Origin of the sequence: Chloracidobacterium sp. (assembly GCA_016716305.1) — a bacterium.
Lineage (GTDB): Bacteria > Acidobacteriota > Blastocatellia > Pyrinomonadales > Pyrinomonadaceae > OLB17.
Genome location: JADJWP010000002.1, coordinates 1032019 through 1058538, shown reverse-complemented (window position 1 = coordinate 1058538; position 26520 = coordinate 1032019). Strand labels below are relative to the sequence as shown.

The 26520-nt window shown below is 50.7% G+C and carries 23 protein-coding genes; 18 read left to right on the top strand and 5 right to left on the bottom strand.

Going from position 1 to position 26520, the window contains the following annotated elements; all coding sequences use genetic code 11:
• Positions 1 to 135 precede the first annotated feature (135 nt).
• Complete coding sequence (locus tag IPM28_06740) at positions 136 to 846, bottom strand: thermonuclease family protein (protein ID MBK9172689.1); 711 nt, start codon at positions 844 to 846, stop codon at positions 136 to 138.
• A 123-nt stretch (positions 847 to 969) separates the two neighbouring features.
• Between IPM28_06740 and IPM28_06735 the strand changes: the two genes are divergently transcribed.
• Positions 970 to 2196, top strand: coding sequence for an acyl-CoA dehydrogenase family protein (locus tag IPM28_06735; GenBank protein MBK9172688.1), 1227 nt, complete (start codon positions 970 to 972; stop codon positions 2194 to 2196).
• A 68-nt stretch (positions 2197 to 2264) separates the two neighbouring features.
• Here the strand turns inward: IPM28_06735 and IPM28_06730 are convergent, their stop codons facing one another.
• Positions 2265 to 2774, bottom strand: a complete 510-nt coding sequence (locus IPM28_06730; GenBank protein ID MBK9172687.1) for a DUF4878 domain-containing protein — start codon at positions 2772 to 2774, stop codon at positions 2265 to 2267.
• 50 nt (positions 2775 to 2824) lie between these two features.
• Here IPM28_06730 and IPM28_06725 point away from each other — a divergent pair, with 50 nt between their 5' ends.
• On the top strand, positions 2825 to 3385 hold the full coding sequence (locus IPM28_06725) for a hypothetical protein (protein MBK9172686.1): 561 nt from the start codon (positions 2825 to 2827) through the stop codon (positions 3383 to 3385).
• A gap of 117 nt (positions 3386 to 3502) precedes the next feature.
• Here IPM28_06725 and IPM28_06720 read toward each other — a convergent pair whose 3' ends face one another.
• Positions 3503 to 4777: a hypothetical protein gene (locus IPM28_06720; GenBank protein ID MBK9172685.1), complete on the bottom strand. Its 1275-nt coding sequence runs from the start codon at positions 4775 to 4777 to the stop codon at positions 3503 to 3505.
• Between the two features lie 197 nt (positions 4778 to 4974).
• Here IPM28_06720 and glmM point away from each other — a divergent pair, with 197 nt between their 5' ends.
• The 3 genes from glmM to IPM28_06705 are packed head-to-tail and all read left to right on the top strand — an operon-like array spanning position 4975 to position 7997.
• Entirely contained in the window at positions 4975 to 6357 is a 1383-nt protein-coding gene (gene glmM, locus IPM28_06715; GenBank protein MBK9172684.1) for a phosphoglucosamine mutase, read from the top strand.
• 34 nt (positions 6358 to 6391) lie between these two features.
• Entirely contained in the window at positions 6392 to 7561 is a 1170-nt protein-coding gene (aroB, locus tag IPM28_06710; GenBank protein ID MBK9172683.1) for a 3-dehydroquinate synthase, read from the top strand.
• 28 nt (positions 7562 to 7589) lie between these two features.
• Entirely contained in the window at positions 7590 to 7997 is a 408-nt protein-coding gene (locus IPM28_06705) for a hypothetical protein (protein ID MBK9172682.1), read from the top strand.
• A 10-nt stretch (positions 7998 to 8007) separates the two neighbouring features.
• Here the strand turns inward: IPM28_06705 and IPM28_06700 are convergent, their stop codons facing one another.
• Together IPM28_06700 and IPM28_06695 are read right to left on the bottom strand one after the other, a co-directional pair.
• The gene (locus tag IPM28_06700; protein ID MBK9172681.1) at positions 8008 to 9900 is read right to left on the bottom strand and encodes a radical SAM protein; all 1893 of its coding nucleotides are present in this window, start codon (positions 9898 to 9900) and stop codon (positions 8008 to 8010) included.
• A 172-nt stretch (positions 9901 to 10072) separates the two neighbouring features.
• On the bottom strand, positions 10073 to 11323 hold the full coding sequence (locus IPM28_06695) for a VWA domain-containing protein (protein MBK9172680.1): 1251 nt from the start codon (positions 11321 to 11323) through the stop codon (positions 10073 to 10075).
• A gap of 192 nt (positions 11324 to 11515) precedes the next feature.
• Between IPM28_06695 and IPM28_06690 the strand changes: the two genes are divergently transcribed.
• From IPM28_06690 to IPM28_06630, 13 genes are all read left to right on the top strand, one after another.
• The gene (locus IPM28_06690) at positions 11516 to 12448 is read left to right on the top strand and encodes an ROK family protein (GenBank protein MBK9172679.1); all 933 of its coding nucleotides are present in this window, start codon (positions 11516 to 11518) and stop codon (positions 12446 to 12448) included.
• A 294-nt stretch (positions 12449 to 12742) separates the two neighbouring features.
• Positions 12743 to 13402 carry a cytochrome c3 family protein gene (locus IPM28_06685; protein ID MBK9172678.1) on the top strand — a complete coding sequence of 220 codons (660 nt, stop codon included), beginning with the start codon at positions 12743 to 12745 and terminating at the stop codon, positions 13400 to 13402.
• Positions 13403 to 13506: 104 nt separating this feature from the next.
• Positions 13507 to 16713: a TAT-variant-translocated molybdopterin oxidoreductase gene (locus tag IPM28_06680; protein MBK9172677.1), complete on the top strand. Its 3207-nt coding sequence runs from the start codon at positions 13507 to 13509 to the stop codon at positions 16711 to 16713.
• Between the two features lie 111 nt (positions 16714 to 16824).
• Positions 16825 to 18273, top strand: a complete 1449-nt coding sequence (gene nrfD / locus IPM28_06675) for a polysulfide reductase NrfD (GenBank protein MBK9172676.1) — start codon at positions 16825 to 16827, stop codon at positions 18271 to 18273.
• 33 nt (positions 18274 to 18306) lie between these two features.
• Entirely contained in the window at positions 18307 to 18840 is a 534-nt protein-coding gene (locus IPM28_06670) for a DUF3341 domain-containing protein (protein ID MBK9172675.1), read from the top strand.
• Positions 18841 to 18871: 31 nt separating this feature from the next.
• Positions 18872 to 19573: a cytochrome c gene (locus tag IPM28_06665; GenBank protein ID MBK9172674.1), complete on the top strand. Its 702-nt coding sequence runs from the start codon at positions 18872 to 18874 to the stop codon at positions 19571 to 19573.
• Positions 19573 to 20781, top strand: a complete 1209-nt coding sequence (locus IPM28_06660; GenBank protein ID MBK9172673.1) for a hypothetical protein — start codon at positions 19573 to 19575, stop codon at positions 20779 to 20781. The genes IPM28_06665 and IPM28_06660 overlap by 1 nt, the downstream gene beginning before the upstream one ends.
• A 27-nt stretch (positions 20782 to 20808) precedes the next feature.
• Positions 20809 to 21348: a hypothetical protein gene (locus IPM28_06655; protein ID MBK9172672.1), complete on the top strand. Its 540-nt coding sequence runs from the start codon at positions 20809 to 20811 to the stop codon at positions 21346 to 21348.
• Between the two features lie 61 nt (positions 21349 to 21409).
• Entirely contained in the window at positions 21410 to 22291 is an 882-nt protein-coding gene (locus tag IPM28_06650; protein ID MBK9172671.1) for an SCO family protein, read from the top strand.
• Between the two features lie 36 nt (positions 22292 to 22327).
• Positions 22328 to 23356, top strand: a complete 1029-nt coding sequence (gene coxB, locus IPM28_06645) for a cytochrome c oxidase subunit II (GenBank protein ID MBK9172670.1) — start codon at positions 22328 to 22330, stop codon at positions 23354 to 23356.
• Between the two features lie 14 nt (positions 23357 to 23370).
• Positions 23371 to 25047 carry a cbb3-type cytochrome c oxidase subunit I gene (locus IPM28_06640; GenBank protein MBK9172669.1) on the top strand — a complete coding sequence of 559 codons (1677 nt, stop codon included), beginning with the start codon at positions 23371 to 23373 and terminating at the stop codon, positions 25045 to 25047.
• Between the two features lie 245 nt (positions 25048 to 25292).
• The gene (locus IPM28_06635; GenBank protein ID MBK9172668.1) at positions 25293 to 26048 is read left to right on the top strand and encodes a cytochrome c oxidase subunit 3; all 756 of its coding nucleotides are present in this window, start codon (positions 25293 to 25295) and stop codon (positions 26046 to 26048) included.
• Positions 26049 to 26057: 9 nt separating this feature from the next.
• Entirely contained in the window at positions 26058 to 26384 is a 327-nt protein-coding gene (locus IPM28_06630; protein MBK9172667.1) for a cytochrome C oxidase subunit IV family protein, read from the top strand.
• Positions 26385 to 26520: the final 136 nt, after the last annotated feature.

Below are 26520 nucleotides of genomic sequence, written 5' to 3'. Positions count from 1 at the left end.
GCTGGGAAAGGAGGGCAGGCATTTCCTGTTTACTCTGGGAAAAGAGGTGCTGAGGGACGCCTGCCATGAAAGCGACAAACGATAAAACTAAAACTACCTTAGTGTAAGTTTGGTTCATTTTAACGGTCATCAAAATCAATTCTTCGGCTTAAAGTTGTAGGTCAATCTACCCTTGATTAAATACTCTCTTCCACCTTCAAATTTTGCTGCAAGGGCCGCTTTCGCGGCTACTGTCTGCAATTGGGGATGGCCGCAAAGTGCTCGAGCAGACTTTACACTTCCGTCAGTATTAATTACTACTTCGAGGTCCACTTTTCCGTAGATTCTGAAGGAGGAATTTGGCGTGTCTGTCGTCGAGATATCTTTCGGTGCGGCTTTATCGATCTCAACTTCACCACAGGAAATAAATCCGACTCCCCATAGGCCCGTGCTTGACCGTTGCGCATTTTCCATCGCTGCTCGATAGTCGGCGTTATCGGTCTCTTCCTTTTTAGTTGCAGGCCAGGCCTGACCTCTTACTAACTGCGAATAGCCGGCATCGACTCCTGCAACGAAAACCTTTGCCAGAACTTCATCACTGCTTTCTTGGATGCGAACGAATTCAACGGTACTAGTTCGAAGGAGTTTGGAAAGAGATTCTCGCGATTCCGCCGAATAAGCTTGAGTTGGAGCTACGATACCGTGCAACCGGATTGTCAACTTTCGCCCTTGCGAACGAACTTCGATCAAGTCGCCTGAAACTACTTTGATTACCCGCCCCGTTTCTGGCTGCGGGGTATTGTCCTGGCTAAACAAACTTACTGAAGACGTGAGAATCAGAATCAGAAATATAAGAAGTTTGTGCATTGTCTGTTAGCGGAAATGCCCTCAACTAAATCGCCTAATGATCTTTTAAGTGCTAAGCTTTTGTTTGAATTTGCGAAGCGATTTTATCACACTAAAACCAATCAGAGGGGACATTTAACAATTGTGATCGATTTTGAATTGACAGTAGAGCAGGAGCAGTTGAGGAATACTGTTCGTGAGTTTTGTGCGGGCGAGGTTGCTCCGCACATTAAGGAATGGGACGAGAAAGCGCATTTTGAGCGGAGCGTTTTTGACAAGATGGCCGAGCTTGGGCTGATGGGCGTCTGCATTCCGGAGGAATACGGCGGAGCGGGGTTTGATTACATCTCGCTCGGGCTGGTCTGCGAGGAGCTTGAGGCGTGCGATACGTTCCTTCGGGTCGCGATGAGCGTCCACGTCGGGCTGAACAGCATGAGCCTACTCGCCTGGGGAACCGAGGAGCAGAAGCAGAAGTACCTCGTGCCGCAGGCAAAGGGCGAAAAGCTCGCGACATTCGGATTGACCGAGCCGAACGCGGGTTCGGACGTCGTCGGTATGCGAAGCTACGCACGCCGCGACGGTGACGATTGGATCTTGAATGGGGAAAAGATGTGGATATCGCTTGGCGACGTTGCCGATCATTTCCTGTTCTTTTGTTGGACCGACACTGAGAAGCAAAAAGTACGCGATCATACCGGGATATCTTGTTTCATTGTTGAAAGGTCAATGCCAGGATTCTCGAGCGGAACTCTTCACGGCAAACTTGGCATAAAAGCCGGCAATACCGGTTATTTCTCGTTGCAGGACGTTCGCGTTCCGCATGCGAACATGCTCGGTAACGAGGGTGAGGGTTTCAAGATCGCGATGTTCTCGCTCGAGAATGGCCGCTATACGGTCGCGGCGGGAGCAACGGGCGTGATCAAGGCCTCGCGGGATGCCTCTGTAGCATATGCAAATACACGCGAGGTGCAGGGACAGACGATCGCCAATTTCCAGCTCGTCAAGCAAAAGATCGCAGAGATGGAAGCCGATTATGAGATGGCTCATCTTCTTTGGCTGAAATGCGGCTACCTCAAGAATGTGGGTAAGCCGTCAGCAAAGGCGGCGAGTCTGGCGAAATGGCAGGCAACGATTCGTTCAGAAAAGGCAGCATCGATGGCGATCGAAGTACACGGGGCGAACGGATATACGAACGACTATCCGGTCGAACGTTACCTCAGAAACTGCAAGGCCGCGGTGATCTATGAAGGAACGCGTGATATTCACACGCTCATGCAGGCGGATTGGGCTCTCGGGCTAAAACGAGAAAAGGCTGCAAGGGTAATACTTCCGCCTTACCAAACCGACGAAGCCAAAGGAACATCAAATTAGGCTAGAGTTTAGTTGAACCAGAAAAAGGCGGCTTTTTGGCCGCCTTTTCTCGTTGATCTAGACAGTGCTCACTTCCTTTCGAAGCCCGGAACTCGATTTGTGACCTTCCATTGTCCGTCCTCTTTTACGAATACGACGCCAACACTCTTCATGCTCTTCGTGGTCACCTGAGCTGTGCCGGTGTCACCGTTGATGGTTTCGTTCTTGACTTCGCATAGCTCGCTTGAAGTCCCATCTTGCGAAAAGTACTCCCCGAGTGACGATATCCCGTCCTCGTCCATTATCTTTTGAGCATCGCGCAACGACTCTGATGAATACACCTTGCGAAGTGCTGCGTCATCCTTCTTTTCCACGGCAGCGCAAAATGCCTTGAAAACCGGTCCTAAAGTTGGTGCGTCATTCTGAACCTGGGCCGGAGTCGGTGTCGAGACGGCTAACGGATTGTTTGAATTAGTCGCTGGTATGTTGGCGTTGGTATTGGCGACGGGCTTGTTGGCCGGATCCCCGCTTCCGCCACAAGCTGCCGCGATCGCGAGAGTGAACGAAACAATAAGAATCAAAAATGTCGTACGATACATATCGGTCTCCTGATTTGGTGAAAAGCAAAAGTATAATTAAATTAAGGGTTATGGACAAAAGCTATCGCACCGAATTGCACCGAACATTTCTGGTCGAGGCTCTGCCGGAGCCATTAACGCGTGCAAGTTCGCACATTCAGATCTTCGATAACTACATAGCAAACACAAGGCTTAGGCTGCGGTCGGTACGTCTGCCGGAAACCAAAGAATGGACTCATATCATCCAACAGAGATTTCCGGTCGCATCATCCGACGCCGGTATTTGGAAGATCGCCGAGATTTATTTGAACGAAACGGAATACACACACTTTCAGCAGTTTGAAGGCGACGAGATTCGCAAGAATCGTTATTTTCATGAATACGACGGGGCCGTAATGCTGTTCGACGTATATCTTGGGGAACTGTGGGGTCTAAACACCGTAAAGGTCGAGTTCGACACCGAAAGTGAACTGGCAAGATTCATTGCTCCTCCCTTTGCGGTATTTGAGATCACTCAGGATGATTTCTTTTTCGGTGAAAACCTTGTGACAAAGAATTTCGCAGATATTCAGGCAGAAGTTGGGGAACTTGCCAGGGAAATGCCTGTTGGTTCAGCCAAACCGGACGATTAGGGCGACGAAAGCGAACTCATATCTTTTCTTTCATCAGAATCAAGAGCTTCGATTCCTGTAAACAAAAGAAGCCGCTCAAAGGCAGGCGGCTCTGATGTTCTTTTGGTCATTGATCGGTTACCTTGTCCGTTCGTTCATAGGTACATGCCTTTCGACCGATTCATATATCTGAAGATAGATCTTTGTTTCGCGCGGAATTAGGTTGGTCCACGCCGGTCCGCCGCGATCGATATACCCTGCGAGCCTTGCCGGATTCGAATTATAACCCGCAGCCATTAGTTGTTCCTGTTTCGCGATCCCGCTAAGTATAGCGCTTGAGATCGCCGGCCTCGAGCGAAGGTCGTCCCATGTCCATTGCATATATAAAAGCATCGCTTGGGCGGCATTTACATGGTCGCGCATCCCTTCCACAAAATCCGGCATCAGCGGCACTTGTGGAAACTGTGCGCGAACCATGCGATAGGTCGACGGAATCATCTGGACCATTCCACCGGCACCGGCGGAACTAACCGCATACCGGTAAGTTTGTCCCTCGTTCAAGGCAAAAAGGGTGTAGACATCGTCGTAAATGGCCTTGTGCGGCTCAGTACGGAAGCGTAGATGATCTACATGTTCGACGGCTGCAAGCCTTTCGGCAATATCGGCAGTCTTCGGCTGAATAAGTATCCCACGAGATCTCAAACGCTCACGGGCGATCTCGATCACATTTCTAACGTAGATCCGGCCGGCATTGACAACCTCGGTCGTGACAAGACCCGGATGGGTCGACATATAATATGCCGTTTCGATATATTTGCCATTGCGAACAACCGGATACTGAACCATAAGCGGAAGATGCTGCATTCCTGTATTATCAGTTACGGTTATCGGCGTGTTGACACCGTTCCCACGGATCGTACGGATCGTCAGGTTACGGCCATTCTGCGATGTCACGACTTTGTCTTCAGCGGTCGAAAGGAACGCCTCTTTGGTGATCACGGCATAATCGATCTCGTCAGAACGCCAGTCATGAAAAGCGATTCGTACGATCTCGATGCCCTCAAAAACACTGCCGACCGAGGAAGTTGCGATCGGTCGTGTTTGCATCTGCCGCTTGGCTTCGGCAATCTTACTCTTGATCTCGCGAAAAGAGAGCGACCTGTCGTCGGTTGACGGCGACCGGGTCGAAACGAGGGTTTCGGCTGCCTTCGGTTCCGTGGCTATTCTGGTACGACCGACCACCATTGGGGTCGGAACAGCTTTGGGGCCCGCGGTCGCGGGCTTTACCTTCACCGTGTCCGACACAACGACCTTAAATTTCCGGTCACCGACATTGACACCCTGGGCTGAAGTAGATGCCGAAGCAGCAATACCGAAAACCGCCAGCAGGGCGCTATATCCCGCAATTTTCATAATCTATTTTAAAGGAGAGTGGTAAACCTTGAACGATCGCTTTGGGGGTGAACATCCCTCAGAGAATAGATTCCCTTAATATGGTTTTGGTTGTCAACCTGCAATGAAAATTTATACTATCCACAATCAAGGATTATGACGTTCTTGCGTTTTACGAGTCAACGGTTTTACTGTATAAATTGTTGTTTTTGACTCATATGAATTATCCCACAAACGCAATATCAGAAAGGTTTTTTGGAACCGATGGTATTCGCGGACGTTCGAATGAATTCCCGCTTGATCCGACAACGATCGCACTTATCGGCGGATCTTTGGCGCGAAATCTGGCGTATCGAATTGGACGAGTACCAAGGGTCATTACCGGTCGCGACACACGAGAGTCGGGCGAAGCGATCGAACGCGGGCTGCATTTCGGATTGTCTGCGGCTGACGCCGAATGTGAATCTGCGGGAGTGATCACGACGCCAGGCATCGCATTTCTGACAAAAGAGTTTGGTTTTGATGCCGGGATCGTCGTCAGTGCATCCCACAATCCGTATCAAGATAACGGCATCAAGATATTTTTCCCCACAGGCAAGAAGGCCGACGACGATCTGGAGAGGGCGATCGAATCCGAAATTGCGGATCAGCTAAAGCATGAGATCATAACGCCTAATTCACCCGATCCTTCAAGTTGGCACACCGAGCGTGCAGAGGAGTTTCAAAACTCGTATTTGAACAGCATCGAATCGAGATTTTCAAAACTTGACCTCGGCGGGAAGAAGATCGTCGTTGATTGTGCGAATGGGGCCGCTTCCGGGCTCGCGCCCGCCCTTTTTGCTCGATTTGGCGCCGAGGTTGCCGCGCTCCACATTTCTCCTGACGGCCGGAATATCAATCGCGATTGTGGCTCCCTTCACATTGATAACCTTCGGAAGCATGTCACGGAAACCGGTGCCGATATCGGTATCGCATTTGACGGAGATGCCGATCGATCTCTTTTTGTTGATGAGAACGGTGAATTGGTCGATGGCGATGCAACGCTCTGGGTTTTGGCCAACTACCTCGCTGATCATGGCAGGCTGGTCAACAAGACGGTTGTTGCAACTGTGATGAGCAACATCGGTCTCGAACTCGCATTGAGATCTCGGGGCATCTCGATGCTTCGAGTCAGCGTGGGTGACAAATTCGTGCTTGACGAACTCATTCGTTCCGGCTCAGAGATCGGCGGCGAACAGTCGGGCCACATTATTTTCCCGGAGATCAGCCTTGTCGGTGACGGGATGATGACCGCAATGCTCCTGTTGAAAGCTATCAACGAACGCGGGACGTCGGCTTCTGAGGCGGTGAAAGGGTTTGTACGTTATCCGCAGATCCTTGTAAACGTACCGGTGCGAGACAAGCAGCCATTCGACGAGGTCGAAGCGATCATGAACGCCTCAAACGAGATCGAAAGGGAACTCGAAGGTAAAGGAAGGCTGTTGCTGCGTTATTCGGGCACTGAAAAACTTGCTCGCGTGATGATCGAAGGAGCGGATCAGTCGGCTATCGAAGAGCAAGCGAAGCGTTTAGCTGCCGTGATCGCAAAGGCCATCGGTTAGATTGGTGATCTGTGCACTTTCTTTTACACGCTGAATGATCTACGAAATACCGATCAACCTGTCCGTACAGGAGCACAGCTACGATGTGTCCGTGGGTAGCGGTCTTTTGGCGACTTCGGGCGCCCGGATCCGATCTGTTGCGGGCGATTCGGCCGAAAGGGCCGTGATCATCTCTAACCGACGAGTAAATAGGCTTTTTGGGGATGTCATCGAACGAAGCCTGGAGGAAGCCGGGTTTACGGTATCGACCTTTCTGATCGGGGACGGCGAGAAATATAAAACTCTTAGGACCGCCGAGTCAGTGCTTGATTTTCTCGGGTCTGAACGAATCTCGCGAACCGATGTGATCGTCGCCCTCGGCGGTGGTGTCGTCGGCGATCTCGCCGGATTTGCTGCCGCGATCCATCTCCGCGGAATCAGGTTCTTTCAATTACCTACTACATTGATGGCGATGGTCGATTCATCAGTCGGCGGGAAGACCGGGATCAACACCAAGTATGGAAAGAACATGGTCGGCGCGTTTTATCAGCCTACCGGCGTCTACGCCGATATCGATACCCTCAGATCGCTCCCGCCGAGAGAGATGAGGGCTGGCTTCTGTGAGGCCATCAAACAAGGAGCGGTCGGCGGTAAAGAACTGTTTCGCCGAACGGAAGAATTTCTTCACCGATATCCATTAAACGGACTGTTGGCCACCGGCGATCTAAGCGGACGTGATTCAGCACTCTCGAAGCTTATCGCCGACCAGATCACGTTCAAGGCCAAGATCGTAATGGCAGATGAACGCGAATCGGCTGGTAATAACAACAGATATTCCAGGAAGGTTCTCAATTTTGGGCACACTTTTGCACACGCACTCGAGAAAGTAACGGATTTCAAATACTTGCTGCACGGTGAAGCGGTTGGTTACGGTATCTTGTTCGCCGCAGAATTGTCGAAAAGGCTTGAATTATTGGCATCGGATGATATAAACTTGTTGTACGATGTTGTTCATCGGCTAGGGCAGTTGCCTGCGATCGACCACATCGAGCCTTCGGATATCATTGCTGCGTTCGCATTCGACAAGAAGGTAATAGGCAGATCGCTCCAATGGATCTTGTTAGGTGGTATCGGTAAACCGGTGATCGTAGACAGCGCGAACATCGACCCGTTTTTGATCAAAGACTTATTAGAACGATTCCTCTCGCAGACTAAATCCTCTTAGAATCCTTCGAATCGAGGAGTATCTCGAAATGAAAACCTTTCAAGCGCAGAAAAGCTCCGAGCAGGGCAGTGCCGGAGTCAAATTTCTTATAATCTTCGTGATAATAGCCCTTGTCGGACATGCCGGTTACAACTACATTCCGGTCGCATACGAAGGCGCGAGCTTCAAGCAAGAGATGGACACAGCCGTTGTCAAAGGCCTTGCGACATCAGGTTCATTGAAGCCGCTCGAGGTAGTGCAGGCATCGATCCAGCGTGCTGCTCATGATTACAACGTCCCGCCGGACGCGTTTGTAGAGGTCAAAGCTTCGGGTACAGTTATCACAGCTCGGGTCGCATATACCAAGAGTGTAAACCTTCTGCCGTTCGGCATTTACAAATACACGTACAACTTTGACCATAACGCTTCGCCGCAAGGCTATTTACTCAAGCAGTAAGGGCCGGCGATCACGCAAGAACTGCCGCGGCCATTGCCTCGCGGATCTTTACAGGTTGTATCTGAATAAGGGATGCCGGTGCGTCAGCGAGCCATGTTGTCGGACAAACTCCACACGTGGTGCATTTTTCAACAGCGGGGCACGGGAGGCTCGAGAGAGCTTCTCGTGCTTTTTCATGTTCGGCCTTGAGAAAATCAAATGACAGTCCGGAATCGACGATCGACCAGGGAAGAAATTCGTCGTACGATCGGTCTCGGGACGTATGAAACCCGGGATCGACATTCGTCTCTCGAATAGCGCGATCCAGATCGCCGCCGAAACGAGCGGCAGCATCGATGACCCTTGCCACGGTTCGGTCACCTGACGAGAATAGCGCTTGTTCGTGAGCAATGCGCGCCGACATGAATCGAACGTCAACATTAGGAATCTTTGAAAGGCCCTTACAAACGTATTTGATACGCTTTTTAAGGTCTCGTTCGTTGCAGATTGCATCCCATTGGAGCGGCGTGTTGGGTTTCGGAACAAAGCCATTCAACGACGGAATTATCTTGCCGGCGCGACCGATCTTTTTGCCAGCCTCGAGCATTCGATCCTTGATGCGTTCGACCAGGACGAACATTTCATCCAGGTCTTCCTGTGTTTCGGTCGGAAGGCCGACCATCATATAGAGCTTCAGGGTCAGCATGCCGCGGTCGAAAACGGCTCCGCAGATGTCGACGATCTCATCGTTCGTTAGATTCTTGTTTATTACTCGCCTGAGACGGTCAGATCCGGTTTCGGGAGCTACGGCGATCTGCTGGTCGTTCGATTCGACGAGGGCGTCGAGAAGTTCCTCCGAGATCTGATCGAGTCGAAGTGAGGATACAGATATCCGGTAGTTCATCGCACGCAGCTCTCTAAGGATCGTTGATATTTCGGGATGATCGCAGACGGCGGTCGAAACGAGGCCGATCTTGTCAGTTTTACTGCGCCATTCCGCGGCCTTCGCGAGAATGTCTTTTGCCGGAACGACACGAGGCGGGTAGTAATTGTAGCCGGCCCAACAGAATCGGCAGCCCTGCGAGCATCCGCGTGAGATCTCGACCAATAACCGGTCGCCCATTTCGGCACCGGGAGACCATATCGCCGTTGAAGGGCAAAACGTATCTTGGTTGACAAGAAATTCGGCAAGTTCATTCTCGCCACGTTTTAAGGCCCGCCGCAACGTCCCTTCCTTTGGATTCACCGACGCAAGAGCGCGGCCGACTCGGCGAGGGACACCGATGTGTTTAGGTCGATATTCGAAAACCGTTCCATCATCGTTATAAACGACGTCATAAAACGAAGGAATATAAAAGCCTCGACCGATCCGAGCGAGAGCAAGCAGAATATCGTCTTTGGTCTCGTGCTCGAAGATCGAATCCACCAGTTGGTACGCCAATATCTCGCCCTCACCTACTGCGATGATATCGGTGAAATCGGCGATCGGTTCCGGGTTCAGAAATGATGCAGCACCGCCCATTACGATCAACGGGTGAAAATGATTGCGTTCCCCGGACCATACAGGAATCCCCGAAAGCTGTAACATTCGGGCCATGTTAAGGTAATCGGTTTCAAACGAGATCGAAAACGCTACTACATCGAAGTCTCTGACAGGAGTCTGAGTTTCGAGCGAAAGAAGTGGCGAGCCGGACCTTTCGTATTCTTTCAATTCATCTGAATCAGGCAGGAAGACTCGTTCGCAGGAGACCTCTGGAATCGAATTGAAGAGCTCGTACATCGTATGAAGACCGAGATTCGCCATTCCGATCGAGTGCGTGTTCGGATAGCACAAAGCAATCTTCAGTGCGGCACCAGAAGTTCTGACGTAACCTTCCTCGTTAGCGAGCTTCGCCCTATAGCTTTCAACGATGCGTCTGCTCATAATTATCCGAAACACCCAGAATAGCAGTTGACTATGTGTTAATACAACGAGATTGTTCGCAATCTGTGGCCCAACCTCGAGCGATCACGTTTTTCGACCCAGAAACCATCTTAATTCTAATGAAAAAGGCGGCAGATAGCCGCCTGTTCCATCGCACATCGGTCTAACGTGACTATTTCTTTTTCTTATCGTCTTTCTGCACGTAAATGAACGGCTTGTGCTGGACGACGAACTGCTTGTCGTCATACGTGCCGTCGCCGTCAACATCGACCTTGACCTCTAATTTGTATTTCTTGCCGGGATCATGCTTTTCAACAAGATCGTACGCGAGATTGTACTGGCTTCTTAAAAGTCCATTTATCGAATTGAGGTATCCAGGCACCTCGCCTTCGAAAGTCATTTCGAAATGCATTCCCCCTGATTCCTTGGCAAACGTATTCATCTGGTTCTTAGCCTGGAGAAAAGTAAGGCGTCCCGGCATTCCGCTAATACCGTCGGTCGCAGGCAAAAGGTGCTCGTAACGCTTATAGAAGAGGTTTCCGGTACTTATTATATAGATCGGTATCCCGGCTTCCTGGACAACCCGGCGGATCTCGCCGTAATTCGTTTTGCTGAACGTATCGATACCGGAGGCTACAAGAATTATCGCGCGTCGCTTGGCTTTGACATCGACCATTCCACCGTATGAGACCGAACGTTCCTTGGCGCCGTCGAGAAATTCAGATTCGCTGTTGCCACCGATCAAGACGAACTTCATGGCGTCGAAAAGATTGTTTTCACGGAACGCAGGCTGGCTTCTTAGCAAAAGGTCGATCGTGCCGCGAACTCGGCCCGGATCATTGGTAAAATCCGTGATCACTGCCGGACGCATATCAAACGCGACGACCGATGCATAATCATCCGGCGGTTTGATGAAACGTGAAAGGAACTGAGCAATCGGTCGAACGGTTTCGTATACACCGGGTTCGAATATTCCGCCCGAAGCCGAACCAAATAGCTCCGACCACTTACTGTATTCAAGCAGCAAGGTAACGGTGATGGGCGATTCGGGAGTTGTGAACACAGAAATGTCGCGTTTGACGCCGTTCTCAAAGATACCGAAATTCTCTTTCTTAAGACCGGTGATGATCTGACCCGACTTTTTATTGAAGACTACCGCATCCACGTTGACGATCTCGGTCTCAACCGCTATGACGCCGGGTTCCTCCTGAGCATTCTTCTCCTGTTCGAGTCTGGCCTTTTCCTCGGCTTCCTTCTTAAGCTCTTCTTCCGTTTTTGGTACCGGACGCTGATTTCTTTTCTCGTCGCCTTTCGGTGTTGGGCGTTGTGGACGGGACTGTGCTTCGAGGCCGATCGGAGCAAATACTGAGGCGCTCAGCACGATCAGCAAGACCAAGGCAAAACGGGGAAGGTTTGATTTCATAAATTGCCAACCTCTGAAAACATTTAAGGATTAGACACCGATTGTCCGCTTTTGGTTTGCCGAAATCAAGGAAAATCAAGGTCCCGCGGTCAGGGTTAGCCGGACAAACGACGAAACGCACGTTGAACAACGCCTTTATTGACAGCCTGATAGGTTGTGACTAAAATCGCCCTAGTCTTGGGCAGGATAAATATGAGCGAGTCGAGCAAAGAAAAACAACTTTCGGTCGGAGTGGACGTTTCCGTTTCCGGCCTTCATGCCGTTTCTGTCGACGCTTCGGGCAAGGTGGCGGCTAGCATTTCTGAAAAACTTGACCGGAACGGCGACGTAATCGCTCAGCTGATTGCTTTTGTCGGCAAGTTGAATGACAACCTAGGCGAAACATCGAGATTTGGACTATCTGTGCCGGGACTGATAAACCGAAGATCTAATCGGGTCGAATATTCTATCGGATTTCCCGAGCATTCAAAGACCGATATTGCAAATGAGATAAAAGTTGCGACCGGGCTTGAGTGTGTACTTATGAATGACGCGGATGCTGCGGCGATAGGCGAATTCAAAGCTGGTGCGGGACGCGGAGCGAAAGACCTGTTTTATGCGACGCTCGGCACCGGTGTTGGCGGTGCTTTTATATTCAACGGGCAAATATGGCGTGGGGTGTCGGGGTTCGCAGGTGAATTCGGATACGTAGCGATCAATTCAGATGGTATGCGTCTTGAAGATGTGGCATCTAGCGAGAACATTGTTCGCCGCACCCGGAGTCGCTTTCACCAAGACAGTACGTCGGTCCTTAGCAAGTTTGATGAGCAGGAGATCACGATCGCCGACATTGTTGCAGCGGCGCGGAGCGAAGACGACTTCGCACAGCTGATGCTCGATCGAACAGGAATGTATGTTGGGTCGGCGATCGCGAGCGTGATCAATCTTTTGAATATTGAGAGAATCGTACTTGGCGGGGAGATAATGGGAGCGGGCAGACTTCTGCTTGATCCGATCATCAAGCGGGCTCGCGAACTTTCTTTCGGGCCGTCTTTCTCAAATACGACCATCGTCGCCGGAGAGCTCGGAGAATTGGCATCGGCGATCGGTGCCGCCCTATCAAACGATGAGACTCTCGGCGGCTGACCGGCCGTCGAGGCCGATTCACTTTGCGAATTGTCGGATGGTATTGGTTTTGATTAATTAACCTCATCAGAAGAACTAATTTTGTGAACTATTGCACAATCGGAGCCGGGCAATCGATTATAATTGTTTGAAACTTGCGGATTTTATAGGATTTAGTAAAATTAGCGTCAGTTTTACGTAAGGCATTCTCTTAACATTCTATTAATTCGCATTCCCCGGCTTAGGTTTCGTCGCAAATCTGGGAACAGGCGAACTTTAGCTGCCGCGTACCTCAGCGGTTGAAGAGACTCAAAAATGGCACAATTTTTTCCTAAAAGTGCGAACAATATTGCCCGGATCAGTATGATCTTGGGGGTGGTCCTTGCTGGGACGGCATTTTACGTTTACACGCAGGTTGCCCGCTCTTCGTACCTCACCGGGCGATACGTCGAGAAACAGCAGCCCGTACAGTTCAGCCATAAGCATCACGTCGGTGATGACGGCATAGATTGCCGATACTGCCACACGACGGTCGAGACGACCGCCTCGGCGGGAATGCCCTCGACGCAGACCTGCATGAATTGTCATACGCAAATATGGGCCGACAGTCCGTACCTTGAACCGGTTCGGGCCAGCTATCGAGACAATAAGCCGATCGAATGGGAGCGAGTCCACGATCTGCCCGAATACACCTACTTTAATCATAGTATTCACGTTGCTAAGGGAGTCGGTTGCTCGACTTGTCATGGTGCGATCGATAACATGCCGTCGGTCTACCAAGAGAATACCTTGCAAATGGAGTGGTGCCTTGCCTGTCACCGCGAACCCGAGAAGTTCATTCGTCCAAAATCCGAGATTTACAATATGCGTTGGCAGGATAGTGACCTGTCCGCGCAGGAACGGATCCAATTGAAGAGCGATTACAGGATAAGAAGTAAGGATATGTTGACAAGCTGCTCGATCTGCCATCGGTAGATCAGACGTCAGAACGGTCCGAACCGGTCAGAAAGGCCCAAACCGATGAGAGACAGGGTTCAGGGCCGATCGATCAAGTCAGATTTTTGAGGAATCACGAAAAGATGCCTAGTCACGAAAGCAAACAGAATTTTGCATCGATAAGGGACAAGATACTGTCCGCAAGCACCGGCAAAGAATATTGGCGCAGTGTCGAAGAATACGCTGACACGCCAGAATTTGCCGAGTTTGTGAAAGGCGAGTTTCCTTTGCATGCCGAAGACTGGAATGACGGACTTAGCCGCCGCAACTTTGTTAAGGTGATGGGTGCATCACTTGCACTTGCCGGACTTTCGGGGTGTGTAATTCAACCCCCGGAAAAGATCGTGCCGTATGTTCGTCCGAACGACGATATGCTCCCCGGAAAGCCGTTGTTCTATGCGACCGCAATGACAATGGGGGGTATTGCAACGGGCTTGCTTGCGAGGTCGTACGAAGGCCGGCCGGTAAAACTGGAAGGCAATCCGGAACATCCAGGAAGCCTCGGCGCGACCGATATCTATGCTCAAGCTGCGTTGCTGGATATGTACGACCCGGATCGGTCGCAAGAGATAATGTATCGCGGCAGCCCAAGCTCGTGGCAGAATTTTGTGAATGCGATCAGGGCAGCGATCGAAGAGAACCGAAAGGACGGAGGAGCGGGCGTTCGCTTCTTGACGCCAACGGTCACGTCGCCGACACTTCAGGCCCAATTCAAACAGCTGACAGCGGAACTCCCGAACTCCAAATGGATCCAATACGAACCGGTCAATCGAGATAACGCCCTGGCGGGAGCAAAACTTGCCTTCGGTTCGCCGGTACACTGTGTGTATCGATTTGATAAGGCTGATCGGATCCTTTCTCTCGATGCCGATATTTTTTCGGGCTCAAATGTCCGTTACATGGCGGATTTTGCGAAGGGGCGGAAAATTTCCGAAGAAAAGAAGGAAATGAATCGCCTCTATGCGATCGAAACGACCACAACCCTGATGGGTGCAAAAGCAGACCACAGGCTGGCGGTAAAGCCGAGCCAAATGGTTGAGATCGCGAAAGCTATCGCGAAGGCGATCGGGGTTGCCGGCGCCTCGTCTACCTACACTGAAAATGAAGCCTGGATCGCGGCGATGGCTAGAGATTTGACTGCGAAGCGCGGTAAATCATTAGTTATCGTCGGCGATAATCAGCCGCCGATAGTTCACGCCATAGCTCACGCGATCAACGGCGCTCTCGGAAATGTAGGGGAGACGGTTGTTTATACCGATCCAATCGTCGCCAATCCAGAAAAGACACAGATCGAGCAGCTTCGCGAACTTGTTGCGGATATTGATGCGAGCCGGGTAAAAATGCTCGTCATTCTTGGCGGCAATCCGGTTTACAACACGCCGGCTGACTTAAAGATCGATCTGAACCGCCTCGAGAACAAGGTTGGGTTGCGCGTTCATTTGGGCCAGTACTTTGATGAGACGGCAGAAGTTTGCCATTGGCATGTCGCTGAGAAGCATTTTTTGGAAATGTGGAGTGACGCAAGGGCCTATGATGGAACAGCGTCGATCATCCAACCGCTGATACAGCCGCTTTATGACGGAAAATCAGTCCATGAGATAGTCCAGCTTTTCTTCCGCGAGAACTTCGACAAAAAGGACTACGATATTGTACGCGAATATTGGCAGGCTCAAAACATTTCAACTGGTCAGACCGCCGCTGCGGCGGCCAACGCAGTCGGAAACACGAATACCCAGACAGGCGCTGCAACTTCGGGTGCAAAGACATTCGAAGACAATTGGCGAAAGGCGGTGCATGACGGCATCGTGCCAAACACTGCCGCTGCGTCGAAGACTGTTGCGGTGAATACGGGATTCATGGCTGCGGTCGATTCGAAGCCTGCCGCATCGGGTTCACTTGAGATTGCCGTTCTTCCTGACCCAAGCATTTATGACGGCCGATTCGTAAACAACGGCTGGATGCAAGAGCTGCCAAACCCATTAACAAAGATCACTTGGGAAAACGTCGCTTTGATCAGCCCTGCAACTGCAGCCCGTTTACAGATAAACCGCGGCAACGATCCGCGCGAGATCTCAGGTGGCGAAAGAGGAAGGGCGTTCATCAATACTCACGGCTCGAACATGGGGTCCGATACCGTGAAACTCACATATCAAGGCGCCGAACTCGATGGCGTACCGATGTGGATCTCTCCTGGCCAGCCCGACGACGTTATAACGATCTATATGGGCTATGGCCGGACAAGGGCGGGCAAGGTCGGAACCGGTCTGGGGTACAACGCGTTCAAGATCGTCCGCTCGGACGCGATGAATTTCGGTTTCGGTGAGATCGCGAAAACTGGGAATAACGTTCAGATAGCCTCGACTCAGATCCATTTCAACATGGAAGGACGTGATCTCTTGCGAGTTTGGGATGTGCATCATCTTGACGAGCACCTTGTAGAGGGTCATCAAGAGAATTTCGCGGACAAGTCGATGTATGACGACACCACATACCAAAAATGGTACGCAGAAAACCACAAATGGGGAATGTCGATCGACTTGAACTCCTGCGTTGGCTGCAATGCGTGTGTCCTCGCCTGCCAGTCAGAGAATAATATTCCGGTTGTCGGAAAGGAACAGGTCGAGAAAAGCCGTGAAATGCATTGGATGCGCATTGACACTTATTACAGTGGCGGAAGCATCAATGAGCCGGAAGGAGCACATTTTCAGCCTGTTCTGTGTATGCAGTGTGAGTTGGCACCCTGCGAGGTTGTTTGTCCGGTAACTGCAACGGTTCATAATCCTGAGGGCCTCAATGACATGGTCTATAACCGCTGTGTCGGTACACGGTATTGTTCTAATAACTGCCCCTATAAGGTTCGCCGATTCAACTTCCTTTTATATCAGGACTGGGATACCGCACAGTACAAGCTGATGCGTAATCCTGAGGTCTCCATTCGCAGTCGCGGTGTCATGGAAAAATGTACATATTGTACCCAACGCATTTCGGCGGCACGGATCGAGGCTGAGAAAGATGGCCGTAGGGTTCGTGACGGGGAAGTTCTCACAGCGTGTCAGTCGGTATGTCCGACAGGGGCGATCGTATTCGGTGACATGAATGACCCGCTCAGTAAGGTGGCGAAGATCAAGAAGGATAAGCGGAACTATAATCTTCTCAATGAATTAAACACGCAGCCTCGGACGACTTACATGGCTGAAATGAAAAACCGTAATAAAGAAATGCCCGATTATAAGGCTCCGGTTTTTAAGAAAAAGGCAGATGACAAGAATAAGTCATCAGGCGGGCATTGAACTGCCGAGGAAAGTGGGTCAGAAAGAAACGTCGCAACGAACGGCGAGACAGCACAACGTTAATTTGAATGTCGGCGGGTGACTCTCCGGCAATTCTGAGATCGCAAATTTATGCAGGACCTAAAAGAGATCCAAAAGAAGATCTATCCGCCGATGGTCGAAGGCGATCATTCCTTCGGTACGGTTTCAGACAAGATCAGTGACCTGACGCTGAAAAAGAAGACGCCGTTCTTTTGGTTTATCGGATTCGGCATCTCGTTCATCGTTGCTCAGTTGCTGCTTCTTTCTGTGGTTACCCTGCTTGCGAAAGGTATTGGAATTTGGGGTAACAACCAACCGGTCGGATGGGCTTTCGATATCATCAACTTTGTGTGGTGGATCGGTATCGGTCATGCCGGAACACTGATCTCAGCGATCCTTCTACTGCTCAACCAGAAATGGCGAACGTCTATCAATCGATTTGCTGAGGCGATGACGCTATTCGCTGTAGCCTGTGCCGCGATGTTCCCGTTGCTGCATACCGGTCGGCCTTGGCTCGCTGCATATTGGCTGTTCCCGTACCCAAATACGATGGGCATCTGGCCTCAGTTCAGAAGTCCTTTGATATGGGACGTATTTGCGGTCTCGACCTATGCAACGATATCCCTGCTCTTTTGGTACGTCGGTCTGATCCCCGATTTTGCCACGCTTCGAGATCGGGCAAAGAACAAGTTCTTTAAGTTCGCTTACGGGATACTCTCGTGGGGTTGGCGAGGGTCGGCCCGACATTGGCACAGGTATGAAATAGCATATTTGTTGTTGGCAGGGTTATCGACCCCGCTTGTACTTTCAGTGCACTCGATCGTGTCATTCGACTTCGCCGTTTCGCAGCTGCCTGGATGGCACGCAACGATCTTCCCACCGTATTTTGTCGCCGGGGCGATCTTCGCCGGATTTGCAATGGTCCTTATCCTCTGCATTCCGTTGCGTGTTTGGTACAACATGAAGGACTTCATTACCGATACCCATTTGATATACATGGGCAAGGTGATGCTCGCTACTGGCCTGATCGTAGTGTATGGCTATGCGATGGAGGCCTACTTTGCATGGTACAGCGCAAGTCTCTATGAGTGGTTCATGATGAAGAACAGAGTGTTCGGCGGCCCATATTGGTGGTCATATTGGCTGCTGATCATTTGTAACGGGTTGTCGATCCAGCTTCTATGGTTCAAGCGATTTCGCGAAAGTCCGTTTTGGCTCTTCATGATCTCGATAGTGGTAAGTATCGGTATGTGGCTCGAGCGCTTCGTGATCATCGTAACAAGCCTCAATCGTGATTTTTTGCCGTCGTCGTGGGCGATGTATTCGCCGACGGTCTTCGATTGGTCGATGTTTATCGGGACGATCGGATTCTTCTTCACGCTGATCTTTTTGTTCGTACGATTTTTGCCGATCATTTCAATATTCGAGGTTCGCACGTTGCTTCCTGATGCAAACGTTCATGGGCATCAGCAGGACTTTGACGAGAGCGTTCTTGAGGTCGAGTACACATACGACCGGACAGATCCGCCAAATAATTGATCGGAAAAGGGTTTAGAGCGACGTATAAGCGCTATGGAAAAGAAACTTTACGGTTTGATGGCCGAATTCGATACGGCGACCGATCTGGTCGACGCGGCGAATCGCGTCCGTGAAGCTGGCTATACGAAAACCGACGCGTTTTCGCCATTTCCGCTTCATGAGATCGACGAGGCATTGGGAATAAAACGCAGTATATTGCCGATCCTCGTTTTTTTTGGCGGAATCACTGGTTTGTGTCTCGGTATCGGTCTTCAGGTATTTGTCCACTATATCGATTACCCGATGAATGTCGGCGGCCGTCCGTTTCTTAGCTGGCCGTCTTTTGTGCCACCGGCTTACGAGCTGACGATCTTGCTCGCTGGGTTTACGGCGGTCTTTGGAATGCTTTTTTTGAACGGGCTTCCGCGGCCGTACCATCCGGTCTTCAATGTCCCACGATTTGCTTTGGCATCAAGAGAGAAGTTTTTTCTGCTGGTCGAGGCGGAAGACCCTAATTACGACTACGAGCAGACGCGGGATTTCATGGAAGGGTTAAATGCACAGGAGGTTTTCGATGTCGAAGAGTAACTCCGGTGTAGAAAGTTTGAACAGGACGTTTATGAAACGCACGGCTGCGTTCGCCTCTGGTGTTCTCACACTTGTTGTTATGACCGGCTGCGGGGTTCGATTCGATATGCAGGATCAGCCGCGATATAAGGCTTACAAGCAAAGTGAATTTTTCTCGGATAAGCGTGCGTCGCGTGACATCCCTGAAGGTACCGTTGCTCGAGGGCTTTTGAAAGAGAACAAGGCCTTCCATACGGGCAAAGTCGACAACCCAGATCCAAACGTTCAGGTTCAAACGACTATCAGCCCGTCCGGGAACACTCTCGTATCGAGTTTCCCGAACGCGATCGATGAGTTTCCGATACCGGTTACACGAGCCTTAGTTGATCGCGGCGAAGACCGATACAACATATATTGCATTGTTTGCCATGGCCCTATCGGGGCTGGTGACGGGATGATCGTCCGTCGTGGATTCCCTCAGCCGCCGACCTATCATGATGATCGGCTCAGAAATGCTCCGGTCGGTCATTTTTTTGATGTGATCACAAATGGTTGGGGCCGCATGAACGGATACTCAGCGTCGATACCCGCAGCTGATCGTTGGGCGATCGTTGCTTACATACGGGCGCTTCAGGCAGGACAGAATCCAGACGATACGATCCGGTCCATTTCGAATACGGCCGCTAATACTCCGGCGTCGACCATGCAGGCTGCTGCTAACTCAAATTCAAACACCGCAGGAGGGTCACGTTAATGGCTGATATGGAAAACTATCAGGCTCCGGCGGATCTCGAGCGAATTCGCACGATCGCACTCGGTGCAGGTGGAATCGCTTTGATCGCTTGGGCGGTCGGGCTTTATTTTTCACCCGAGCAGGCTCTTCGTTCGTGGCTTCTGGGGTTCATATTTTGGGGCGGCATCTCGATCGGGTCGATCGGTGTCTTGATGCTTCAATACTTGACCGGTGGAGCTTGGGGCGTCGTTATCCGTAGGCTCGTTGAGGCGGGCTCAAGAACGCTCCCGCTTGTTGTGGTGTTATTCATACCGCTAGCATTTATAACGTATTACCACTATTGGACGACCTGGTCACCGGATGACTATGCCATCGCGCATCGGGGCTGGTTCATGACACAGGAAAGCTGGATTTTGCGTTCGGCCATTTACTTCTCGATCTTGCTTGTCATCGTCTATTTGCTTAATAAGTGGTCTTCGCAGCAGGACAATGCCAAGTCATACGATGAATCGGCAAGATATCTTGGAACCGCCACGGCATTTTCGGGACCGACGTTGGTTGTCTACAGTCTCGTAGTAACATTCGCTGTTGTCGATTGGGTGATGATGCTCGATGCCCATTGGTTCTCGACTATATGGGGGCTTCTTTTTGTCGCCGGCTGGGCACTCAGCTGCTTTTGCTTCTGTGTGGTGATGCTGATGTATCTGGCGGGCCGGTCTCCGATGAATCGGGTTCTCGGTAAACGCCATTTTCACGACATTGGCAAACTAATGCTCGCATTGACGATGGTGTGGGCTTACTTTAATTTTTCTCAGTTCTTGATCATTTGGTCCGGTAACATTCCTGAGGAAACAGGGTGGTATCTGACCCGCATGAAGGGGCCTTGGCTCGCGGTCGGGGCGCTGCTCGTGCTTTTCCATTTCGCGTTCCCATTCTTGATCTTGCTGCAGCAGGATTTCAAGCGAAAGGCAAAATGGCTTGCAACACTAGCGGTGTTCATATTAATAATGCGGCTGGTCGACATGTTCTATCTGATCGCACCAAATCCGCGAATAGACAAGACCATTGAAAAAGGAGCATTCATTGTTAGTTGGCTCGATTTTGCTGCCCCGATCGCGATCGGCGGCATATGGCTCTGGTATTTCATTGGCCAGCTTCGAAAACGACCGATCGTGCCGGTGATGGATCCATTCCTTGAAAAGGCGATCGAGCATGGAAAAGGCCACTAAGAGGTTCAGACAAAGAATACGTTCGATATGGCACACTCAAGTCACGAAAATGCGGCGGTCGACCTCGACCTTGGCTACGAAAGAAATGATATCCAGATAAAGGGCATCGTTTATTTTGCGGTCGGGCTGTTCGTTTTAGTTGTTATCACATTCGGATTGATGTGGGCACTCTATGGTGTACTTGAAGACGAGGCATCTCAAAGACTCAAGTCGAATAACCCGATGCTCGTAAGCGAAAAGGACCGCCTGCCGGCCGAGCCACGACTGCAGGGTGCTCCCGGGTTCGGTGTCGATTCGCCGAAGGGCAGGGTCAATCTTGAACTCACTGCGCCGCAATCAGAGTATTGGGAACTGCAAAAACAGTGGAAAGACGTTTGGGCCAACGGAATAAAGCACCCTGAAACAGGTACGCTCATTGTGATGCCCGTTAACAAGGCGAAAGAGAAGTACCTGAGTCAGCCGATAAAAGCGCGTTCGGGACCCGAGGCCGAGCAACTTGCGGCCAGTTCGAAAATGGTCGTCTCTGATTCGAGTGCCGGGAGAATGGCTTCTGAAACGATTCGTTAGATTGGCGACCTATGTGCAGAGCAGTAGTCCGATAAATGCAATGTGTAAAGCTGGCGTATCAATGACAATTAGCCGTTTATTCACCATCTTGTTGGTGTTAGCGTCGGTCTACGTTGCGATCGTTCCGGCGCAGAAGAACGAGCATTACAATTCGCCCCTATACTCGCCGCGAAAATATGAGCCTGGAAAAGAGGTCGCGTCAGGGTTGCCAAAGCAGTTGAATGCCGTTGGGATCACGCAAAGGCTTGGCGAGACACTTCCACTCGATGCCGCGTTCAAAGATGAGAATGGCAGTAACGTAATTCTTGGAGATTATTTCAACAAAGGCCGGCCCGTCATTCTTGCCTTGGTCTATTACGAGTGCCCGATGCTGTGCAATCAGGTTCTCAATGGGCTGACCGGAACGCTGAAAGGTATCGCTCTCGACACGGGGAAGGATTACGACGTCGTAGCCATAAGTTTTGATGCCAAGGAGAACGGTAAACCCGACCTGGCCCGCAATAAAAAGGCCTCGTACATGGAGCGGTACGGTCGTCCAGGAACTGAAAAAGGCTGGCATTTTCTCACCGGCGAACAAACAATGATCGACCGCGTCACCGAATCGGTCGGATTCACTTACGAGTGGGACGAGGCTACAAAGCAATTCGCCCATGCGAGCGGCATCATGATCGTAACTCCCGAAGGCAGGCTTTCACGGTACTTTTACGGGATTGATTACGCCCCGCGTGACGTAAAGCTTGGTTTGGTCGAATCAGCCGAAAACAAGGTCGGCAGTGTAACAGATCAGCTCCTGCTCTATTGTTTTCATTATGACCCGTCGACGGGCAAATATGGTTTTGCCATACTCAATTTGATGAGGGCAGCAGCCGTCGCCACACTTCTCGGTATGGGTGCGATGGGATTTGTTTTTTGGCGGCGGAATAAGTCCAAGAGGCAGGAATAGGATGTGTGCCGCGTTTGTGCGGTGACGACTTAACTTATGCAAACGAATTCGTGGATCCCATTATTTCCGGACCAAGCATCGACATTTGCTTGGCAGGTCGACTATCTCTATTTTTACCTTATCGCGGTTAGTGTTGCTTTTGCGATCCCGATCGTTGCAGCAGTTTTTTTCTTTGTCGTTAAATTTCGGGAACGCGAAAAGTTTGCCACACCCGAAGAAATGCATGGGTCGATAATGCTCGAGACCGTTTGGTCGATAATCCCATTTGTCATTTCGATGACGATATTCCTCGGCGGAGCGGTCGTATATTACAACCAGTATCGAATGCCCGAAGACGCCATGCAGGTCTACGTGGTCGGAAAGCAGTGGATGTGGAAGATCCAGCATGAAACCGGCCAGCGCGAGATCAACGAACTTCACGTTCCGGTCGGGCGGAAGATCAAGCTGACAATGACGACGGAAGACGTCCTTCACGATTTCTCGATACCTGCATTCAGAACAAAGGCCGACGTCGTTCCGGGACGCTACACCTACTTGTGGTTTGAAGCGACAAAACCCGGAAAGTACCATTTATATTGCGCCGAGTACTGCGGCCTGAACCATTCTGGAATGGGCGGTTTCGTATATGTAATGGAGCAGCGCGATTTCGACAACTGGTTACAGGGAAATGTAACAGGGCAGACTCCTGTTGAACAAGGCCGAGACCTCTTCGAAAACAGGCTTGGTTGTGCGTCATGCCATGCAGGCGGGCCGCAGCAGCGTGGGGCAAAGCTGGAAGGTATATTTGGCAAAGACGTGAAACTCGTCGGAGGCCAGACAGTAGTAGCGAACGAAGAATATTTGCGAAACTCGATCCTGAATCCGGGCTCGCAGATCGTTGAAGGATATCAACCTATAATGCCGACATTCAAGGGCCAGGTAACAGAGGAACAATTGGTTTCGCTTGTCGCTTATATCAAATCTCTCAGTGGTGTAACCGGGACGGCCACAACGCCGATGTCATCGCCGGCGAGCGCACCAGGGTCGAGTACGAACAGTAATACAACCGCCAACAGCAACAAGTAGGGTGGTGAATTTTTATGCAAAACGCAGACGCAATTAACGCCGGGATTCCGGAACAGCCAAAGGTAAATTATCTCACCAATGGGTTTACGCTTAAGTCGTGGCTATTGACGAAGGATCATAAACGTATTGCGTTGATGTACCTGATATCGGTTTCGCTCTTCTTTCTGGGCGGAGGCCTCTATGCGTCGGCCATCAGGCTCGAACTACTCACACCGGCTAGCGACCTGATGCAGTCGGCGACCTACAACAAGGCATTCACACAGCACGGGATCTTGATGATCTTCTTCTTCCTGATCCCCTCGATCCCGGCAATACTTGGTAATTTCCTTTTGCCGCTCATGATCGGTGCCAAGGACCTCGCTTTACCGCGTATCAATCTCTTGAGCCTTTACCTCTACTGGATCGGCGGTATCTTGACGGTATACGCTTTGCTTCAGGGCGGCGTTGATACCGGGTGGACGTTTTATACTCCGTATAGCACGACGTTCTCGAATTCTTATGTAATGGCCGTCGGACTCGGGATATTCATCAATGGATTTTCATCGATCCTGACGGGACTAAATTTTATAGTGACGATACATACCATGCGTGCCCCGGGAATGACATGGTTTCGTCTGCCGCTTTTCGTTTGGGCTCACTATGCTACAAGCCTTGTGATGATCCTGGGAACCCCGGTCGTTGCGATCACGATCCTTCTGGTAGCGATAGAAAGGGTTGCGAGGGTTGGTATTTTCGACCCGGCGATCGGCGGAGATCCGATCTTGTTCCAGCACCTTTTTTGGTTTTATTCGCACCCCGCCGTCTACATCATGATATTGCCTGGAATGGGTGTGGTCAGCGAATTGATCTCGAATTTTTCGCGTAAGAAGATCTTTGGATACGAATTTATAGCATTCTCAAGCATCGCGATCGCTGTTTTCGGTTTCCTTGTTTGGGGACACCACATGTTCGTTAGCGGCCAGTCGATATATGCGGGCCTTGTCTTTTCGTTCCTGACGATGGTGGTTGCAGTGCCGTCAGCGATAAAGATGTTTAATTGGACGGCGACGATGTACAAAGGCTCGATCTCATATGACACCCCAATGTTGTATGCCATCGGTTTTTTGGGGCTGTTTCTTATCGGCGGACTGACGGGTTTGTTCCTAGGTTCTGTCGGGCTTACTGTTCATCTGACCGACACCTATTTCGTTGTTGCCCATTTTCACTACGTAATGGTAGGCGGGCAGGTTATCGCCTACCTTGGCGGCATTCATTATTGGTGGCCGAAAATAACCGGAAAAATGTATTCGGAGTTTTGGGGCAAGGTTTCAGCGATGCTTGTTTTTGTGGGCTTCAACTTGACGTTTTTCCCGCAGTTCATTCTCGGATATCAGGGCATGCCTCGTAGGTATGCTTCGTATCCCGAGGAGTTGCAGGTTCTGAACATTTTTTCAACAGCCGGTGCCTCGGTGCTTGGCGTCGGGCTAATAATGCCGGTGGTGTATCTCGCTCATTCATTAGTGAAAGGGAAGGCAGCAGGCGACAACCCCTGGATGCTTCCGGGACTGGAATGGCGAACGAGTTCACCGCCGCCGACCGAGAATTTTGAGGAAATGCCGGTTGTTACGTGGGAGGCATACGAGTTTGGCGAGGAAAGCGGTCTCGATATTGATGGCGCCAGAAAACGAGCTGAAGTTGTTCCCGCGGGTTAGTCTTTGGTCACAACTAGAAAATGCGAGGTTCATTGCCTCTTTCAGGATACGATTTCTGACGGCATTGATCATCCGCAAGTAAAACATAAATGTCGACACACGCAGACACACACGAACATCATCATCCTCCGGGTCTTCAACACCAATTTGAAGACATGAAGCAACAGGAAGAGTCCGTGTCCATCGGGATGTGGATGTTCCTTGTGCAGGAAATCATGTTCTTCGGCGGATTGTTCACGGCCTACATGGTCTTTAGATGGCGCTATCCGATGGCGTTTGCTGCGGGAAGTAACCATCTTGACGCCTTTTGGGGCGGGTTGAACACGTTGGTACTGATCGTCAGCAGCCTTACGATGGCGTTGACGGTATATTACGCTCAGCGGAGCAACCGCAACATGCAGGTTGCAATGATCGTTCTGACCATGTTTTTCGGGACGGTCTTCCTTGGCGTCAAGGTTATCGAATATACCGATAAATACAATCACGGCCTCGTGCCGATCAGCGGCTTGAACAAGAAGGTGAAGGAAGGAGAGGCCGGGACGCACGTCGGATCTTCGACCAAGCTGATCCTGCCGTTCGAAACGGTCGCCTCGGCTGCATCGGCGAGCGGAAGCGAGGAGAAACCCTACATCAATCCGCGTGGTGAGTTCCAGTGGAACTACGGGACCGAACTAGTGATTCAGGCCGAAAAGGAAGGGTATCTGACCGAAAGCGAAAAGATCGGATACTTCTCCAACGGGGTTCTCGACCCGCATAAGTTTCAGGAACGAGTCCGAATGTTCTATTTCATTTACTTTGTCATGACCGGTCTTCACGCTCTGCATATGATAGTCGGTCTCGGTCTGATGACGTGGCTATTGTGGAAAGCATGGATCGGAACTTTCAGTGCACAGTATTTTGCACCGGTCGAAATGTCCGGGCTGTATTGGCACTTCGTCGACATTGTATGGATATTCCTTTTTCCGCTTCTGTATTTGTTAGGACGTCACTTTATTCATTAAAACGATATCATGTCGGAAAATCATAGCGAACACGCTCACATCGGTATCCCGGGTTACATCGTGATATTCCTTATCCTGGTATTTGGAACGATCATCACGTACGTTACCTCGCAATGGGATCTTGACGGACGATTCTTTGCTGGTGCAAACACGCTCCTTGCCCTATTCATCGCCTTCACCAAAATGACATTCGTGATGCTTTATTTTATGCACGTTAGGTGGAGCAAGGAACTGATCTGGCTGTCTGCGATAGCCAGTTTCTTCTGGCTGGTGATCATGTTTGCATTTACCATGCAGGACTATTTCACCCGAGGTCCGGGAGTGTTTTCGAGCTAAAAAGCCTTGTCTTAATATAACGCCTGTTAGCGGAGCCGGGATTCATATCTCCTCGCTCCGTTTGTTTTTGCCCGACTAGTTGAAAGTCGCCGTACGTGCTATTATTTTCGGTTTGGATCGCTTTTTCAGTCTGTTT